General features: G+C 38.5%; 12 protein-coding genes. 7 read left to right on the forward strand and 5 right to left on the reverse strand.

Annotated elements, in window-relative coordinates; all coding sequences use genetic code 11:
• The first annotated feature begins 80 nt into the window (after nt 1-80).
• Complete coding sequence (locus C9J35_RS09455) at nt 81-521, forward strand: Dps family protein (RefSeq protein WP_054767574.1); 441 nt, start codon at nt 81-83, stop codon at nt 519-521.
• Between the two features lie 133 nt (nt 522-654).
• Complete coding sequence (locus tag C9J35_RS09460) at nt 655-1176, forward strand: general stress protein (RefSeq protein ID WP_107924311.1); 522 nt, start codon at nt 655-657, stop codon at nt 1174-1176.
• A 119-nt stretch (nt 1177-1295) separates the two neighbouring features.
• On the opposite strand, the gene C9J35_RS09465 is transcribed toward C9J35_RS09460, so the two are convergent.
• From C9J35_RS09465 to C9J35_RS09480, 4 genes are all read right to left on the reverse strand, one after another.
• Nucleotides 1296-2426: a Ger(x)C family spore germination protein gene (locus tag C9J35_RS09465; protein ID WP_107924312.1), complete on the reverse strand. Its 1131-nt coding sequence runs from the start codon at nt 2424-2426 to the stop codon at nt 1296-1298.
• 5 nt (nt 2427-2431) lie between these two features.
• The gene (locus tag C9J35_RS09470) at nt 2432-3871 is read right to left on the reverse strand and encodes a spore germination protein (RefSeq protein ID WP_107924313.1); all 1440 of its coding nucleotides are present in this window, start codon (nt 3869-3871) and stop codon (nt 2432-2434) included.
• On the reverse strand, nt 3855-4934 hold the full coding sequence (locus C9J35_RS09475) for a GerAB/ArcD/ProY family transporter (RefSeq protein ID WP_054767584.1): 1080 nt from the start codon (nt 4932-4934) through the stop codon (nt 3855-3857). The genes C9J35_RS09470 and C9J35_RS09475 overlap by 17 nt, the downstream gene beginning before the upstream one ends.
• A 600-nt stretch (nt 4935-5534) precedes the next feature.
• Nucleotides 5535-6431, reverse strand: a complete 897-nt coding sequence (locus C9J35_RS09480; protein ID WP_107924314.1) for a DMT family transporter — start codon at nt 6429-6431, stop codon at nt 5535-5537.
• A gap of 134 nt (nt 6432-6565) precedes the next feature.
• Between C9J35_RS09480 and C9J35_RS09485 the strand changes: the two genes are divergently transcribed.
• From C9J35_RS09485 to C9J35_RS09500, 4 genes are all read left to right on the forward strand, one after another.
• Nucleotides 6566-7441, forward strand: a complete 876-nt coding sequence (locus tag C9J35_RS09485; protein WP_107924315.1) for a LysR family transcriptional regulator — start codon at nt 6566-6568, stop codon at nt 7439-7441.
• Nucleotides 7442-7726: 285 nt separating this feature from the next.
• Entirely contained in the window at nt 7727-8401 is a 675-nt protein-coding gene (locus tag C9J35_RS09490) for a phosphopantothenoylcysteine decarboxylase domain-containing protein (RefSeq protein WP_107924316.1), read from the forward strand.
• Nucleotides 8402-8596: 195 nt separating this feature from the next.
• Nucleotides 8597-9184: a TetR/AcrR family transcriptional regulator gene (locus tag C9J35_RS09495; protein WP_107924317.1), complete on the forward strand. Its 588-nt coding sequence runs from the start codon at nt 8597-8599 to the stop codon at nt 9182-9184.
• The gene (locus tag C9J35_RS09500) at nt 9181-10278 is read left to right on the forward strand and encodes a DUF418 domain-containing protein (RefSeq protein ID WP_107924318.1); all 1098 of its coding nucleotides are present in this window, start codon (nt 9181-9183) and stop codon (nt 10276-10278) included. The genes C9J35_RS09495 and C9J35_RS09500 overlap by 4 nt, the downstream gene beginning before the upstream one ends.
• A gap of 500 nt (nt 10279-10778) precedes the next feature.
• Here the strand turns inward: C9J35_RS09500 and helD are convergent, their stop codons facing one another.
• A complete protein-coding gene (helD, locus tag C9J35_RS09510) occupies nt 10779-13115 on the reverse strand; it encodes an RNA polymerase recycling motor HelD (protein ID WP_107924319.1) in 2337 nt (778 codons plus the stop codon).
• A gap of 515 nt (nt 13116-13630) precedes the next feature.
• Here helD and C9J35_RS09515 point away from each other — a divergent pair.
• Nucleotides 13631-15058, forward strand: coding sequence for a serine hydrolase domain-containing protein (locus C9J35_RS09515; protein WP_107924320.1), 1428 nt, complete (start codon nt 13631-13633; stop codon nt 15056-15058).
• The last annotated feature ends 394 nt before the right edge of the window (nt 15059-15452 follow it).

A 15452-nucleotide genomic window follows, 5' to 3' on the forward strand; every position in this document is an offset into this window, starting at 1 on the left:
GTAGGGAAAAAATGAGTGTATAGCCAATACACAATGCAACGCATACTAAAGGCTAGAACAAAGAAATTGGAGGAGACAACATGACACAAAACTTAAATAAGCAATTGAATAAGCTGGTCGCAACATACTCGGTACTGTATACAAAATTGCATAACTATCATTGGTATGTAACGGGGAATGCCTTCTTCACACTCCATGCAAAATTTGAAGAGTTATATAATGAATCCACATTAAATTTAGATGAAATTGCCGAGCGCATTCTGTCCAAAGACGGTAAGCCTGTAGCGACATTAAAAGAACACCTTGAGCTCTCTTATGTTGAGGAAGCAACAGGGAAGGAAACAACGGATGAAATGGTAGAGACAACCATCTCGGATTTCCAAAAGCTAATGAAAGCGTTAAATTCGACAATGGAGCTAGCAGCGGAGGAAGGGGACGACCGCACAGAGGATTTACTCAATGCGATGTACCAATCACTAGAAAAGCATGCATGGATGTTAAAAGCCTTTCTCGGCAACTAAACGATGACCATTGTGACAAAGTGAAATAGAATATGACAAATATTACAGAATCATAAAAAACAACAGAAAGGCGTTTCTTATCCCACGAGCAGGGTAAAAACATAGTAAGCCATACAAATAGGAGGAATTGAACATGATGAATGAACAAAACCCACAAATTGAGGTGGCACATACAAAAGACGAAATGCTGCACATTTTAGAAAGTATGCGATTAGCTGGATATCGTACAGAAGATATTCATATTATTGCAAAGGATCAAAGCCAATTTGAGGATATCAAATGGGATGTGGATGTTAGAACGCATGAAGCAGGGAATTGGGTAGACCAATTTAAATCATGGTTTACGGGCGAGTCTGCTGTGACAGAAGGGTTAAAGCGATTTGACTTAACAGAAGGACAAACCGCGTATTATGCGCAACTTGTAGAGCAGGGAGCTATCGTATTATTTGCTGAACGCGATGATACAAATGACCCACTGACAACTGCAACCTATGATGAAGGCAATGGCTATCGCCATAACCCACTTGATCCACGCGTAACAGCGCCAGAACCATTTGATACGGTTGGAAATGTGGAGACACCCGAGCAACGTGAGGAACGCTTAAAAGCGGAAGAACGCATGAACGATGCAGAACAAATTAGAAGATATTTATAAAAGACTTTTCGGTGGGGGATTTATCTCCCACCGATTTTTGTTATTAACCCAGTATAAATCTCAAAGAGAGCTTCAATAAAAACAAGACAATCACTAGAAACGATAGGGCTTACAGGAAACTACTTGATAATTTTTACCGCTCCACCATCTTTTACAAAAACGTTGACAGTGATTTGATGGATGGAATCATTCGTTAGGTTTTTTATTTCCTCGTTCGTCCAAGTTTTGGATTTGAAACGATAAGCTTTTTCTGAAAGATTGAAAACATCGGCATTAATTTCTAGTCCTTTATTAAATGTTTGTTGGATTTGAGATGCTATGATGGACTCCGTTTGTTGCGCAATTTGTTTTCTATTAAGATTTTTTGGATTTTCTGTAATGGATGCTTTAACGTCTAATTCGACATCATATTTTGGCGCTTTGCCATCTACTATTTTAATTGTATGCTTTATATCATCGATAGACATTGAAACAGCTTTATCTTTAATGGACAGCTTCATGTTATGAAATTCTTTATTAAACCAATCCAGACCTGAAAGTTCTTCCTCCTGTAACCATCCTTTTAATTGTTGATTGACAAGAAAGTACGCGCCACTAATCGTTAATATTTTTTTGGAGTCGCTATCTTCATCCCAATAATTATCGGTTACATCTATTGTGGGAATCATTAATGAACCAATGGGCTCATAAAATCTTTTTATGATGTTTTGTACGGTGATGGTTGGGAAAAATGTATTAAAAAATAGTTGTTCTTTTGGATCATAAGTAAAAGTTAAGTTTGGCGGTTTATAAAATAACCCGCGAACGTTCATGATTTCCTTAATATCATGGTCATACGCATAAATTAACGTATTATAACGCAAATAATAGTTTCTACTAAAGTAATCTAGAAACCCATCCAGTTGTCCCTCCAAAATATTTTTGGAAATAAAAATAGCTTGTACATGCCCATAATAGAGGGGATTTACTGAATGTTTTTCAATATCATCCATTGCCTCTTGAATGGTTTCGCCTTCTCCATGTCCAATTACAATGGGCGCGGGCTCTTTGGCGATGTCTGGTTCAGAGCCAGTAATATTATTAAAGCCAACAGCTTGGAGATATAAATGATATTTATTGTCCGTATAATCCATACCTAAAGCCGTCACGTAAATTTCACTTTGAATTTCTTTAATTCCTGAACAGCCAGCTAATAGCCAAGATAAATGACAAAAAATGATTACTTGCAGGATCACTTTATAAGGTGCCATGAAATTCACTCCTTTTTACGGCGAGCATCATACATATGGTCTTTCGACTTAAATTTGAACGGCATTTTCAAGAAACCTTTCATCATATCTAGAGCATTCACTTTGTAAAGTGTGGACAGATAAGGGCGTCCAAAGCTTTCCAATGAAGAAATATATGTTAGTAAAAATAATACACAGACAAAAAAGCCATACATCCCAAAAAAAGAAGATATTATTAACGTGACAATTCTCAATAAAAAGACATTGCCCAATATATTTTGATTTATTAATGTATAACTAGAAATAACAGTAAGTGCGCCTACTACTAATGTTGACGGTGAAGTAAAACCAGCTCTTATGGCTGCATCTCCAACGATTAGCCCTCCTAAAACAGCGACAGTTTGACCAACCGTTTTAGGTAAGCGTACCCCTGCCTCCCTAAAAAGGTCGAAAAAGATGAGCATGATAAAAATTTCGATAGAAGAGGACACAGGTAAACCAATTTTAGATGTAGAGATCGATGCTAATAATGGGAAGGGTAGTTGGTTAAGCTGATGAACAGTCAAGGCAATCCAAAAACCTGGTAAAAAGATACTGGTAAATAAAGAAAGCACTCTTAAAATGCGGGAGAAGCTTCCGTAAATGAAACTGGTTTGATCATCTTCAGGCGCCTTTAAAAGAAGTAATAAATTAACCGGCCCAATAAGACAACTTGGGCTACCATCAACAAGTACGGCGAAACGGCCTTGATTGAGTGAATTGACGACAAAATCGGGTCTTCCTGTATAATCGATTAGTGGGAATAGTGCGGATGTTTTATCATAAAGTAATTCCTCTATATGATAGCTACTGGTAATCACATCTACATCGATCACATCTAACTTGTTTTGTACGTTTTCTAAAATATCCGGTTTTATAAGATTATCTAGATAAAGAAGTAAAACCCTTGTCTTACTAGTAGTCCCAATTAAATAGCTCTTACTGCATAAATGATTACTTTTTAATCGCATCCGTAGCAACGAAAGGTTTGTATCGATATTTTCTACAAAACCATCACGCGGCCCCCTTAATGACACTTCCATATTGGATTCATCAATGGCACGTTCTGGAAGTTTCGCTAATTGGATGACATATAGCTTATCGGATTGACTGTGATAAATATAGATGAAGCCAGAAAAAATGCCGCTGTTTATGTCCTCCAGTTTTTGCAAATAATCATGTAACTCTTCCACCTCTAAATAGCGATTGATTATTTTGATATCATTCATATGTCCTTGTTCAGCAAGGTGTCTAACACTTGGTAATAATGTATTAAAATAAAGCTCATTATCAATTAACCCTGGGCAGTAAAAGAACACTAGCTCTTGGTTTTCATCATGAAAGTAATAATGTTTTTGGCTGATTCTTATATCCGTTTGCTTCCTTAATGCTTGATATAAAAGTTCCCTATTACGATGTTTGTTCAAATTTTTGCCCCCTTTTAAAGCGCAATAATATATAGGTAACAATCATAAAAACGAATAAAAACATAAATATTGCGGGAAGATAGACCCTATTGATAAATAAAATAAAACTAGAAACAGACCATGGAATTAATAATCCCAATGTTAAGCCTAGATACAGAAGTAAGAGATGACGATTTCGATTTTTTTTGAAAAATGAAGATAATATATACATAAATAAACTGATGCGAATAAATGTGATTGACAATATGTGAAATACGGATAGTGAATCCAGTCTCGTCAAATATTTGCCGAATGACAACACTTTCCACTGTTCATTCACTGGAAAAGTCATCCTTTGGGCTATAAAAAGCCCAAACTCAGCAATAGTAGATGTAATCGTTATAAAGGTTAATAACAGCAACAATGTTGATAAAGCTATAATCCCTTTAAATTTCACTTTTTCTTGTGCATGACCTAATACTACAAATAAGAGAAAACCGACTTCTAAAATGCCAATACACATGTACATTACACCTATTAGCGTTGAAGAAATACTCGTATGGTTAATAGGTAACAGCAGCTGATATTCATGATTAACTGAATTTCCGATATTAAGAAGGGCAAATAATAGAATGTAGATGCTCCCGATGATGAATGATTGGATGGCAATCGTCTTAATGCCCTTTTGAGAACCATAAAAACATAAGAGAATAAACAGTAAGACATTGATGAAATAGGGGTATTCAAACGCAAAATTTTCATCAATCCAAATCATCGTAAACTTTAAGGTCATAAAAGTTGAAAAGAGAATATACACGACATATAAAGCAATGACAATTCCATAAAGCGGTTTATTGTAATACCTAGAAATAAACTGAGGTAAAGAACTCGTTTTTAAGGTAGAAGCGATTCTTGAAATAACGATGGCAAAAACAAGAAAAGGCAGTAAGCTTACGATAGCACTTAGCCAAGATGCACGTTCAACTTCAGAAATTATTGTGGGGGTGAGCATGAATTGTGCCAAGAAACTAACGGATAAAAATAATAAGCAATAGATATGTATAGGTTGAATACTTTTGTTCATCACCGATAAATCCTCCTTTCTTTATCCCCGCATTAGCGAGTCATTACACGCCCCTGTCAAGTGGATAGATGACAACAAATACACGGGGGCGAACAGCTGACTATAAAACACGAAGAACATCCTGCTGATTGAAATTTCACTTTATAGTATAGCCTTGTGTGAAAATTTCAATCAACGGGCAAAGGTGGTTTGCACAAATAACCAATGATGTAAGTATGAGAGAAATGAAAAGGGGCTGGGACAAAAGAGAAAAAGTGTTAGATTGACTGATGTCAATCTAACACTTTTTTGCTGTGAACGTTGATGTCCACTACGGCGGACGTTCCGGAGGCGTGGCCTGAGCCTGTAGTCTCAGGCGTCACGCTAATCCCCCAGGAGTCACCGCCTTCGTTACCATCAACTAGTGCTCTCTTCTAACTTTTATTGATGCCAAAAGGAAGAAGTCTAAATTTTTCTTCATTTTAGATAGCAACAATTTAATAATACCTTTGCTGCTCTTTCTTAAAATTTAAAGTTTTGTCCCAGCCTCTTACTATTCGCTATGTGTATGTTTTTACTGTATCGCTGTAACGCCGATTTTGTCGCTAGTCCGATACGGTATCATATAACTTTTTCTTGCGCTTGTTTTTTAAAGAAGCGTGACAAGTGCATATGCTCAAATTGTGCCACCAAATTACCGATTAAAATAAAGCTACCACCAATCAGTAGTTTGACAGTCAATCCTTCGCCTAAGAACATCATCGCAAACATGGCAGCAAAGATGGGTTCTAAGGAAAAAATGAGACCTGTATGTGTAGCAGATGCATACTGTTGTGCAACAGTTTGACCGACGAAACAGAAGGCACTACAAATGATGCCGAGCCCGATAATAGCAAGCCATGAAGCGGCTGTATTTGGCAGTGTAGGTGCTTCGAAGAACAGTGTACAAACAAGTGCATAGAGGCCCGCAAAACCAAGCTGATAAACCCCGTAGGAAATCGACTCTACGCTTCGAGTAAACTTGCTGTTTAATAATAAATAGATAGCATAACCTAGCGCTGCAATCGCTACTAAAATATCACCTTTTTGGAATGTAAAAGAGCCTTGCGCTGTTAAAACTGTGATGCCAATCATCGTACAAATAATCGCAAAACTAACCGCTCTTGACGGTAACTTTTTGTCGATAAAGCTACTGATAATAGGCACTAGCACAACTGTTAAGCTTAAAATAAATCCAGCGTTTGAAACGGAAGTCGTTTGTAATCCAAATAAACTTAGTGCGAACACAAGGAATAAGAGAAAGCCTTGGATAGCTGCGTATTTTAATGTTTTGAAATCGACCTTTATCATGCGTTTATAAAAGATTATACCTGCCGCTAAAAATGCGATAATACAGCGTAATGCCACCACATTATAAACAGCCAATGTTTCAAGCCCCATTACCATAAACGTATAGGACAACCCCCAAAACATTGTCACAATTATCATCAATAAATTTGCTTTTCCTTGAATACTCATTATGCTCACCTACAGTCTGTGTACTAAAACAGTTTTATACTAAAATTTACTATATATCTTGTGTTGTGATTAGTAAAACGAATGTTTATAATGATTAATATTAAAAAAATTCATGTATAACGAGGACAAAGCAAATGAGTTTGGTGAAATATGAAATTTTAAATAAGGTGGCAGAGCTTGAAAGCTTTACCAAGGCAGCCGATGCATTAGGTTTAACCCAATCGGCCGTCAGTCATGCTGTCTCTAGTTTAGAAAAGGAATTTGGCTTTGCGCTGATTCACCGGAGCCGAGCTGGTGTGACCTTAACGACTGAAGGGCATACGATGTTGCGTGCCATGCGCCATGTACTGGATGCTGAAGAATTATTGCAGCAGGAAGCAGCGCATATTCATGGGGTAACACGGGGGAAAGTGCGAATCGGAGTTATTTCGAGTATTTCTTCCAATTGGATGCCCGAAATCGTTCGCATTATGGACAATCAATTTCCTGGCATTCAAGTGGAATTGCGCGAAGGAGATTATTATGAAATTGAACAATGGCTACAAAGTGGCGAGGTGGATGCTGGATTTTTAAATGGCCAAAAATCTGAGCAATATCAGTTTATCGAGCTTCAGCAGGACCCGCTGTTATGTATTGTTTCTGACAAAAGTTCACTCTATGACAGAACAGAAATAGATATTGTGGAACTTGAGGATATGCCATTTATCATGACGTCTTATCGTGGTACGAATGATGTAAAGGTGATTTTAGAGCATTATCATGTTAAGCCCAATATTCGCTTTGAATTGTCGGAAGAGGTGGGCATTTTTTCAATGATTTCGCATCATTTAGGCATTAGTATTTTACCGCGATTAGTCATTAATCGTTTACCTTCTACATTAAAAGCCATTCCATTAAAGCAAGGTGGATATCGTACCATAGGACTAGCTATGAAGCACCATGCTTCACCTGTGACCAAGAAATTTGCGGAAATTTTAAGCACTTGGTTAAGCGAACAAAATAAGAAATAGGTTATTTTGTCTTTTTACGTTAAAATAGGACATGTATATGTAGCTTTCAGTTAGTAGCTGCCTAAACAACTACTGACTGATAACACCTCTGGTAGCTGTTTGGAATTGAAATGGCGTCCATTTAAGGCTGTTTGTCGAACTACGTCGCATCCAGACTGACTGTCATCACATGAGGCTTTGGTGATAGGACGGACATCGAGTTGACCTTTTTGGAGACTTAAGCACCATTCAACATCCAGATGTACATGACGCAAAAGAGGTAATTGATAAGAAAAAGGTGAGTGTATGGGGACATTACAAGGGAAAACCGTACTCATTACAAGTGGGGGAACACTTGAAAAATGGGATCGTGTACGCGGGCATACGAATTTGTCGAAAGGCAGTATGGGATGCTATTTGGCTGAAGCAGCTCTTGCCGCCGGAGCCGATGTATTGTATATGCATGGCTATTTCGCGCAACTTCCTAAAAATCAAGATAAAATGCGTACGCTACAATTTGAAGGAATTGAAGATTTAGGGACTAAGGTACACCATGCTGTTCAAGAGCAAAAGGTAGACATTGTGATTATGGCGGCGGCCGGCTCCGACTGGGTCATTGACAAGGTTTATGACCAATCAGGCAACTTAATGGAGGAAGCGGGTAAAATGCCTTCGGACGAACCCCCTATCATCCACTTTAAAAAAGCGCCAAAAGTACTCGGGCAAATAAAGAACTGGCAGCCCAATGTCACACTTGTGGGCTTTAAACTAGAAGCAACAAATGATGAAGATTTCTTACTTGCACGAGCACGACTACGTATGGACTCAGCACATGCACAGTTTATGGTAGCGAATAGCTCACAGTCCTTATATGGTGGCGACGAACCACACTGGATTGTACCAGCAACAGGACAACCAATAAAAGTAATGGGCAAAGAACAAACAGCTAAAGCATTAATGGAATGTTTACAAACAACTTAAAGCCGTAGGATAGCAGAAAGTAATGCTATCGGTCATAATAGCTAAACTGTGCAGACAGCAAGTGAGTCTGCACAGTTTTTTTCTGTCGACAGCAGGTGTTTACGAAAAATCCATTTATCATTTAATTGATTTAACATTTGCTTTAGTTTAATATTTACTTACCGGTAGGTAAGTAAATATTTCTGGAGGTATACTATGCGTAATCGCGAAGAAACATTTAAAAAAATTTTAGAAACAGCCTATGTCATGTTTTCTGAAAAAGGCTTTGATAAAACGAGTTTGTCTATGATTGCGGCGGATGTCGGCATATCTAAACCGGCTATCTACTATTACTTTACATCCAAGGATGAATTAATTGAGTATTTATTTGATGAAATCTGTAGGGACATTTCGCTAAGCAACACGTTTGACTACAGTGATATTTCTAAAACAAATCTCAAACAAAAGTTATTGGAAATTGGTTACCAATCAATTGATGAGCAAGCATCCGATAAGCATTTTAATAAAATCTTTAATCAATACATATTGTTAGCTTCACGGGATGACAAATATATGACGAGGCTGCTGGATGTTCAAGCTGGTTATTTAAAGAGCTATCAGGATTTATTTAGCTATGCGGTAGAAATTGGAGCGATAAGCGCTACAAATATAGAAGCGAAAGCCCATATGCTTGCCATGGTCATCGATAATATAAGCAATTTCATGCTAACGGGTAGCAAGTTAGATTACAAAGGAATATGGCAAGAAGCTGTAGAGAGTGTATTGAGAGAACAAGCTCTATGACGAAGGGGCAAGTTAGCAAACGGATGGAAGGGCTAGATTTTGCTCGGGCTTTAGCGATGTTTGGTATGTTTGTCGTAAACTTTGGTGTTATTACAGGCGCAGATGGGAATGGCCCTACATGGTTGATAGGGGTTCAAAATCTCTTCCAAGGACGCGCTTCCGCCATATTTGTCATATTGGCTGGGCTAGGCATCGCGCTGATGACAGCTAAGGCAAGGGCTACAGAATCCCCTTTCCTTAAACAACAAAATAGAAAAACATTATGGAAAAGAGCTCTTTTTCTATTTGTACTAGGTATGATTTTGTATGCTGTGGGCTGGTCAGGAGACATATTACATTATTATGGCGTATATATGCTCATCGCCTCATTTTTTATCGTATCATCTAGCACAACAATCATGCTATTAACAAGTGCACTATTAGTGACAGCACAAACATTTCAAATAATCTTTAATTATATGGCAGGTTGGGACCCTGACCAATTCTTACTAGAATATCTCGATTTTTGGACAGTAGAAGGGTTTCTGAGAAACTTGTTTTTCAACGGTTATCATCCTGTACTCCCGTGGTTTTGTTTCTTTTTTATCGGGCTAATTTTGGGACGATTAGATTTAACAGATGCTACAGTCAGAAAAAAACTGCTCATTGCTGGCTTTTCGATAACGGTTTTAACAGAAATCCTATCTAAAATATTGATAAATGTAACGACCAAATCCCTATTGGATACGGATAGCGCGTGGTTTCTCTTTGAAACAGGACCAATCCCGCCGAATGTCCTTTACATCGTGTCCAATACTGCAACGGCACTGATTGTCATTGTTGTTTCTCTTTATATTGCCGAAAAATTTGCTGAAAATGGACTGATACGTGCCATTATCCAGACAGGTCAATTGACATTGACGCATTATGTAAGCCACGTCTTCCTTGGGATTGGTATATTAATTGTCTTCCATCGATTGGAGCATCAAACGATAGCTTTTTCCCTTCTTTATGCATGTCTGTTTTTCATCGGCAGTATGCTATTCTCTGTACTATGGAGACGAAAATATAATAGGGGCCCCATCGAGATCATCATGAGAAAAGTCACAAAGTAGAGGAGAAACATTCATTCACGAATAAACCGAGTTTGATCAATAAGTTTAGTAAGAGAAAGGACAGTAAGAACCTTCCAATAACGTAGACGTCTTGTTATAAAAGGGGGTGGGATAATGGGTTTTTGGTATTTCTTACTATTATTTTTAGGGCTATTTTTAGTGATGAAAGGGTTATTTATGAAAAAGCCGTCATTGGTCGTTCACAAAATTAGTTTCGTAATAGTAGGCTTTTCTGTATGTCATTATCATTTTTTATGTTCTCACCAGGAAGTGCAGAAATAATGGCAAAATTACTGCATATGAATTAGAGGGGCGATTGTGAATTCATTACCAGTGGAAAATATGCTAGCAAGTGGAGATGGAAAACTGTTTGTACGTTTTATTGTACTTTTTAAATGCAAAAAAACCGAAAAATATGTAAGCCGTGCATAAAGCTTACATATTTTCGGCTGATTTAGGTCATTGTCTCCATTTGTGTATCGTTGACATTTCAACGAAGGTCAAGCTAAGACGAAACTTTCCTGCAAGACGTTTCGCAATAATGGGGTCGGTTTACCTACACTGTAAAGTTGCAAATGATGCATAGCTCTGGTGCAGGCAGTGTAGAATAGTCTGCGCAGGCTGTCATCGCCGTAAACTTGCTCTGACGCGTCATAAATGATGACAGCTTCGAATTCGATGCCTTTAGACAAATAAGACGGTATGACAACAACTCCTTGTTCATACTCAAGTGAGCCGCTCTTCAAGAGCTTAATATCATCAATGTTGGACAAGGCTTCATAAGCATGCTTACTCTCCTCAGCGGATTTACATATTATCGCAATGCTATTATAGCCAAGACTTTGCAAAGCTGTAACTTTGGATGTAATGCAGCGGTGCAGCTCTGCGTGATCGAGCAATTGTGTCAGGGCAGGCAACTCACCATCACGTTCGAAAGGGATAATCCGTTCGCCGTTAGGTACTAGTCTGCGTGTAAATTCGATGATCGGTTTTGTGGAACGGTAGCTGCGCGTCATGTTGATGACTTCCGTTTCATCTTGTCCGTATAAGCTGCTCAGGATGTCAAAATCCACCATTTCACTGGCATGGGCGAATATTGCCTGATTAAAGTCGCCTAGCACAGTCATCCTTGCCGAAGGAAATAAACGTTTTAAAAACTCGAATTGGAATGGTGAATAGTCTTGTGCCTCGTCAACAAGGATGTGCTTTATCGAGCGATTCGTCTGAAAGCCTTGAATCAACTCTTGCAAAAGTAAAAATGGAGTAGCGTCTTCGTAAAATAGTTTGCTGTCGTCTAGCATTTCTAGCGTTGCTTGACAAATATCCGCCCACTCCGCGGGTGTTTTCCCCTCTATCCACTGGTTGATCTGAAGAGGATCAGTAAAAAGCTGCTTATATATCCCGTTAATGTCGATGAAATCATATGCTCGCACACGTTTACGTAACGGTTTCAATTTCTGTTGAACAACCAAGCGGGCAAGTTCTTCCAGCTCGATTTCATAATCGGCAATCGATTCCCCATTGAGGCCACGTTTTTTCGCTAAGTAGGTACGGGCCTTGTGGTACTCCTCATTGCTAAGTAGCTCGATTTTCTCCTGTACCCACGGCATAGTCAGTTCAGCCTTTTGGGTTTCTTTTATTTTGTTCATTAGCCAATCCTTTAACTTTTCAAGTCTATTATGGAAGCGGAGTGAAGTGTCGTTATAATAAAAGCATTCTGCTATTTGTTGAGCGGTAACAATCGGCGTACCTCTGAAGAGCACGTCTTTGAAACACATGCCAGATACCTCTAATGACTTTCGATATGATTCGATCGCTTCGAAAAAAAGGGGTGATGCTTTGAATCGAATGCTTGCCACCCTTGACTTGTAGGACGGGGTATTGGTAGCTGTTAAAACATATTCCAATTGCTCATAAGGATTTTCAACGTGAAATGCTTTACTTAAGCGATGATCCAAGTATTCCTGAAATGTGACTTGCTGCATATTCTCTTCGCCCAGTTCCGGCAGTACATTAGACACATAACTGTTAAACATGGAGTTAGGTGAAAATAGAATAATTTGATCAGCACTTAGACGATCTCGATATTTGTAGAGCAAATAAGCAATGCGCTGTAGGGCGGCAGATGTTTTGCCACTACCAGCTGCACCGTGCACAATGAGCAGTCGCCCACGATCATGTCGGATGATTCGGTTTTGCTCCTGTTGGATGGTAGCTACGATACTGTGCATATGTTTGTCAGTACCTTGGCCTAGCACCTGCTGTAAAATCTCGTCTCCAATAGTAAGACTCGTATCGAACATAGACTGAAGAACACCGCCGCGGATTAGATATTGCCACTTTTTCTCCAATATGCCTTGGAATACGCCTCCAGGGGTTGCATATTGAGCGGGGCCCGGTTGGTAATCATAGTAGACACTCGAGATGGGTGCTCTCCAGTCGTAGATAAGGAAATCCTCCCCACTGTCATCCATCAGCGAGGAGATGCCAATATAGAATTGTTCCTGTGTTGAATGTCCTTCCTCTATGAAATCAATTCGTCCGAAGTAGGGAGCCTTTTGCATACGGCTCAACGTGGACAATCTTTTGGCTGCATGTCTATGGGTGCTTTGGCTTACGGAAAGAGCTTGAGCTTCTTGTCTCAATCCGATGATGGTCTCAAGATAATCGTCAAAGGTATCAACATTCACCTTGACTTCATCCCAAAAGTGTTTACGTATATTAACCAGTTCGTTCCGACGACGAGAAGTTTCTTCCTCTAATTTGCAGATTTGCTTTGATATCGTCTCTATTACACTGTCTACTCGTTTTTGCTCTTGCTGAAATTCTGACTCCATAGCAACCACTCCTTAAAAAAATTGGGTTTGACAAACGAAAAACTATGTTATATAATATAAAATAGGTATATAATGCCTGTAGTTATTATTAGGCATATATCTATATAAATTTACCACAGGTGCTCATTTTTATCAATGGTTGAGACATATTTTCTATGCTTGTGGTTTCTAAATGCTTTTTGTGCTAACATCCACCAATTGAATGCAAAGACACACACCCGCTAGATAAGAGGGTGTTTTTTTGACCTTAATTTTCTAGTCCTAGTGTATAATGATAATAAAGTTATTGAATTTTGATTAAAAAAAGCTAAGAGCCTTACTACATTCTACGTAGCAAGGCTCTTTAAAGTTGTTTACTTCTTATTGAACTAACGCATCTGTTCGTTTAAGTGTAACTCTTCACAATTACTAGATATTATATAGGTGAATAGAAAGATAAATTAAAATTTAGTTTAGTAGTTGTTAAAGTAGGTTATTTATATTATTCTCTTATAATTTTTCAAAAAGGAGAGTTTATGAAAAAGATTATTGTTTTTGTATTAACGATATTTATATTATTCTCAGGATTCGCAACACAAAGTTATGCGTTGTCAGATTCGAAATCTGCGGCAATACAAGCATTGCTAGATGATGCCTGTCGTATATCAGGTGTGCCGGGAATGTCAATCTCAATACTTGCTGATGATGAAGTGTTCTACTTTTCTTCAGGGTATGCAGACCGTGAAAAGGGGTTGTCTGCAAGTGAAAATACACTCTATGAGTTAGCCTCGGTCAGTAAAGCTTTTACCGGTATGGGTATTATGCTGTTGGAAGAGCAAGGGCTGCTCTCAATGACTGACCCTGTCCAAAAACATTTACCTTGGTTTACGTTAAAGTATCAAGGGAAACCTGTTGATATGCAAAGCCTTACACTAAATAACTTTCTTCACCATACCAGTGGTCTAACAAATATTAGGCATACTCAAAATATTCCACAGGGCAATACACCGGATATGTTGCAAAAGACTGTGGAAATGCTCGTGGATGCTGAATTGGCGTTCCCTCCCGGTGAACAGTATAACTATGGAACCGTTAATTATGACGTATTGGGTTTGGTTATTGAGATTGTGTCGCGACAAAGTTATGAAGACTTTATGAGGGAACAGGTATTTCAGCCGTTAGGTCTTCACCAGACGTATGTTTATAAAGAAGATGCTCAAGCCACTGGACAGTTGGCACAGGGCTACCGTTCTTCCTTTTTTATGACAACTCCATTTAAAGCTCCGGATTATGCTGGGAATAAACCCGCAGGCTACATCATTTCTAATACAAAAGATATGGCGCGTTGGATGGGCATACAGATGGGTATCGTGCAGGACATACCCGAAATATTTCACACGGTTATCGAAAAATCACATAGGGGTGATATGTCTGTTTCGGCTGTCAACGATATGTATTATGCGGCAGGCTGGTCGGTAAACGCCGACCAAACGATTATAGAACACACAGGGGGCAACCCAAATTTCAGAACCGAAGTAGCCATACTGCTAAATGAACGAACAGCCGTCTGCTTGCTGAGCAACGGTGCAAATACCAATATAAACCTGGTACTAAAAGTTAAAGATATATTAGACGGCAATCTAACTCAGTCATATGAAATAAGTGGCACACAGCTTTTGGATATCATTTTGTCGTCTATCACAATTATTCTTTGCCTATTGGCCGTTTTGCTATTTCTCTTAGGGTTACGCAGAAGGAAAACGAATGAGCGGCAGCCAATGACAAAAAAGAGAATAATCGTAACAGTTATTTTCCTGATCGCTACGATTGCCCTGGGTATACTGTGCTGTGCTTTCGATTGGTCAACGATACTTATTTGGCAAACATATAGTATTCTTACAGCTTTGATTTCGACAGCATTATTAACAGCAAGCATTACATGGTTTGTATACACTCACCGATAAAAATCTCGCTCCCAAAATAAGCATAATGTTAAGTAATTAAATTTCAATTTATCGGTATGCTTAATTTGAAAAACATAAGACACTTCGGTGTCTTTTTTAATATCATCGACAATTTTCCCAGTCAAACCTAATTACTATTGCTTCCACTAATCTCCCTCTATAAATATTGATGTATCAACGGTTTCCACCATTTCGTGATGAAGAAAAAATATTTTTCCACTTGATTTATGAACAGTATTTTCAATTTATAGTTATAATTTACAATCCGAGTGTACGCTTCGCTAAAACTAATGGAAATCATTAGCTTTTTTATCCACTATGTGATGCACAATGGATCTCTGCGATACTTATGACGACGTACCCTCCCATGTCTCTTAGCGTCATTTGCGCTTAC

It is taken from the genome of Lysinibacillus parviboronicapiens (genome assembly GCF_003049575.1).
GTDB classification, from domain to species: Bacteria; Bacillota; Bacilli; order Bacillales_A; family Planococcaceae; genus Lysinibacillus; species Lysinibacillus parviboronicapiens.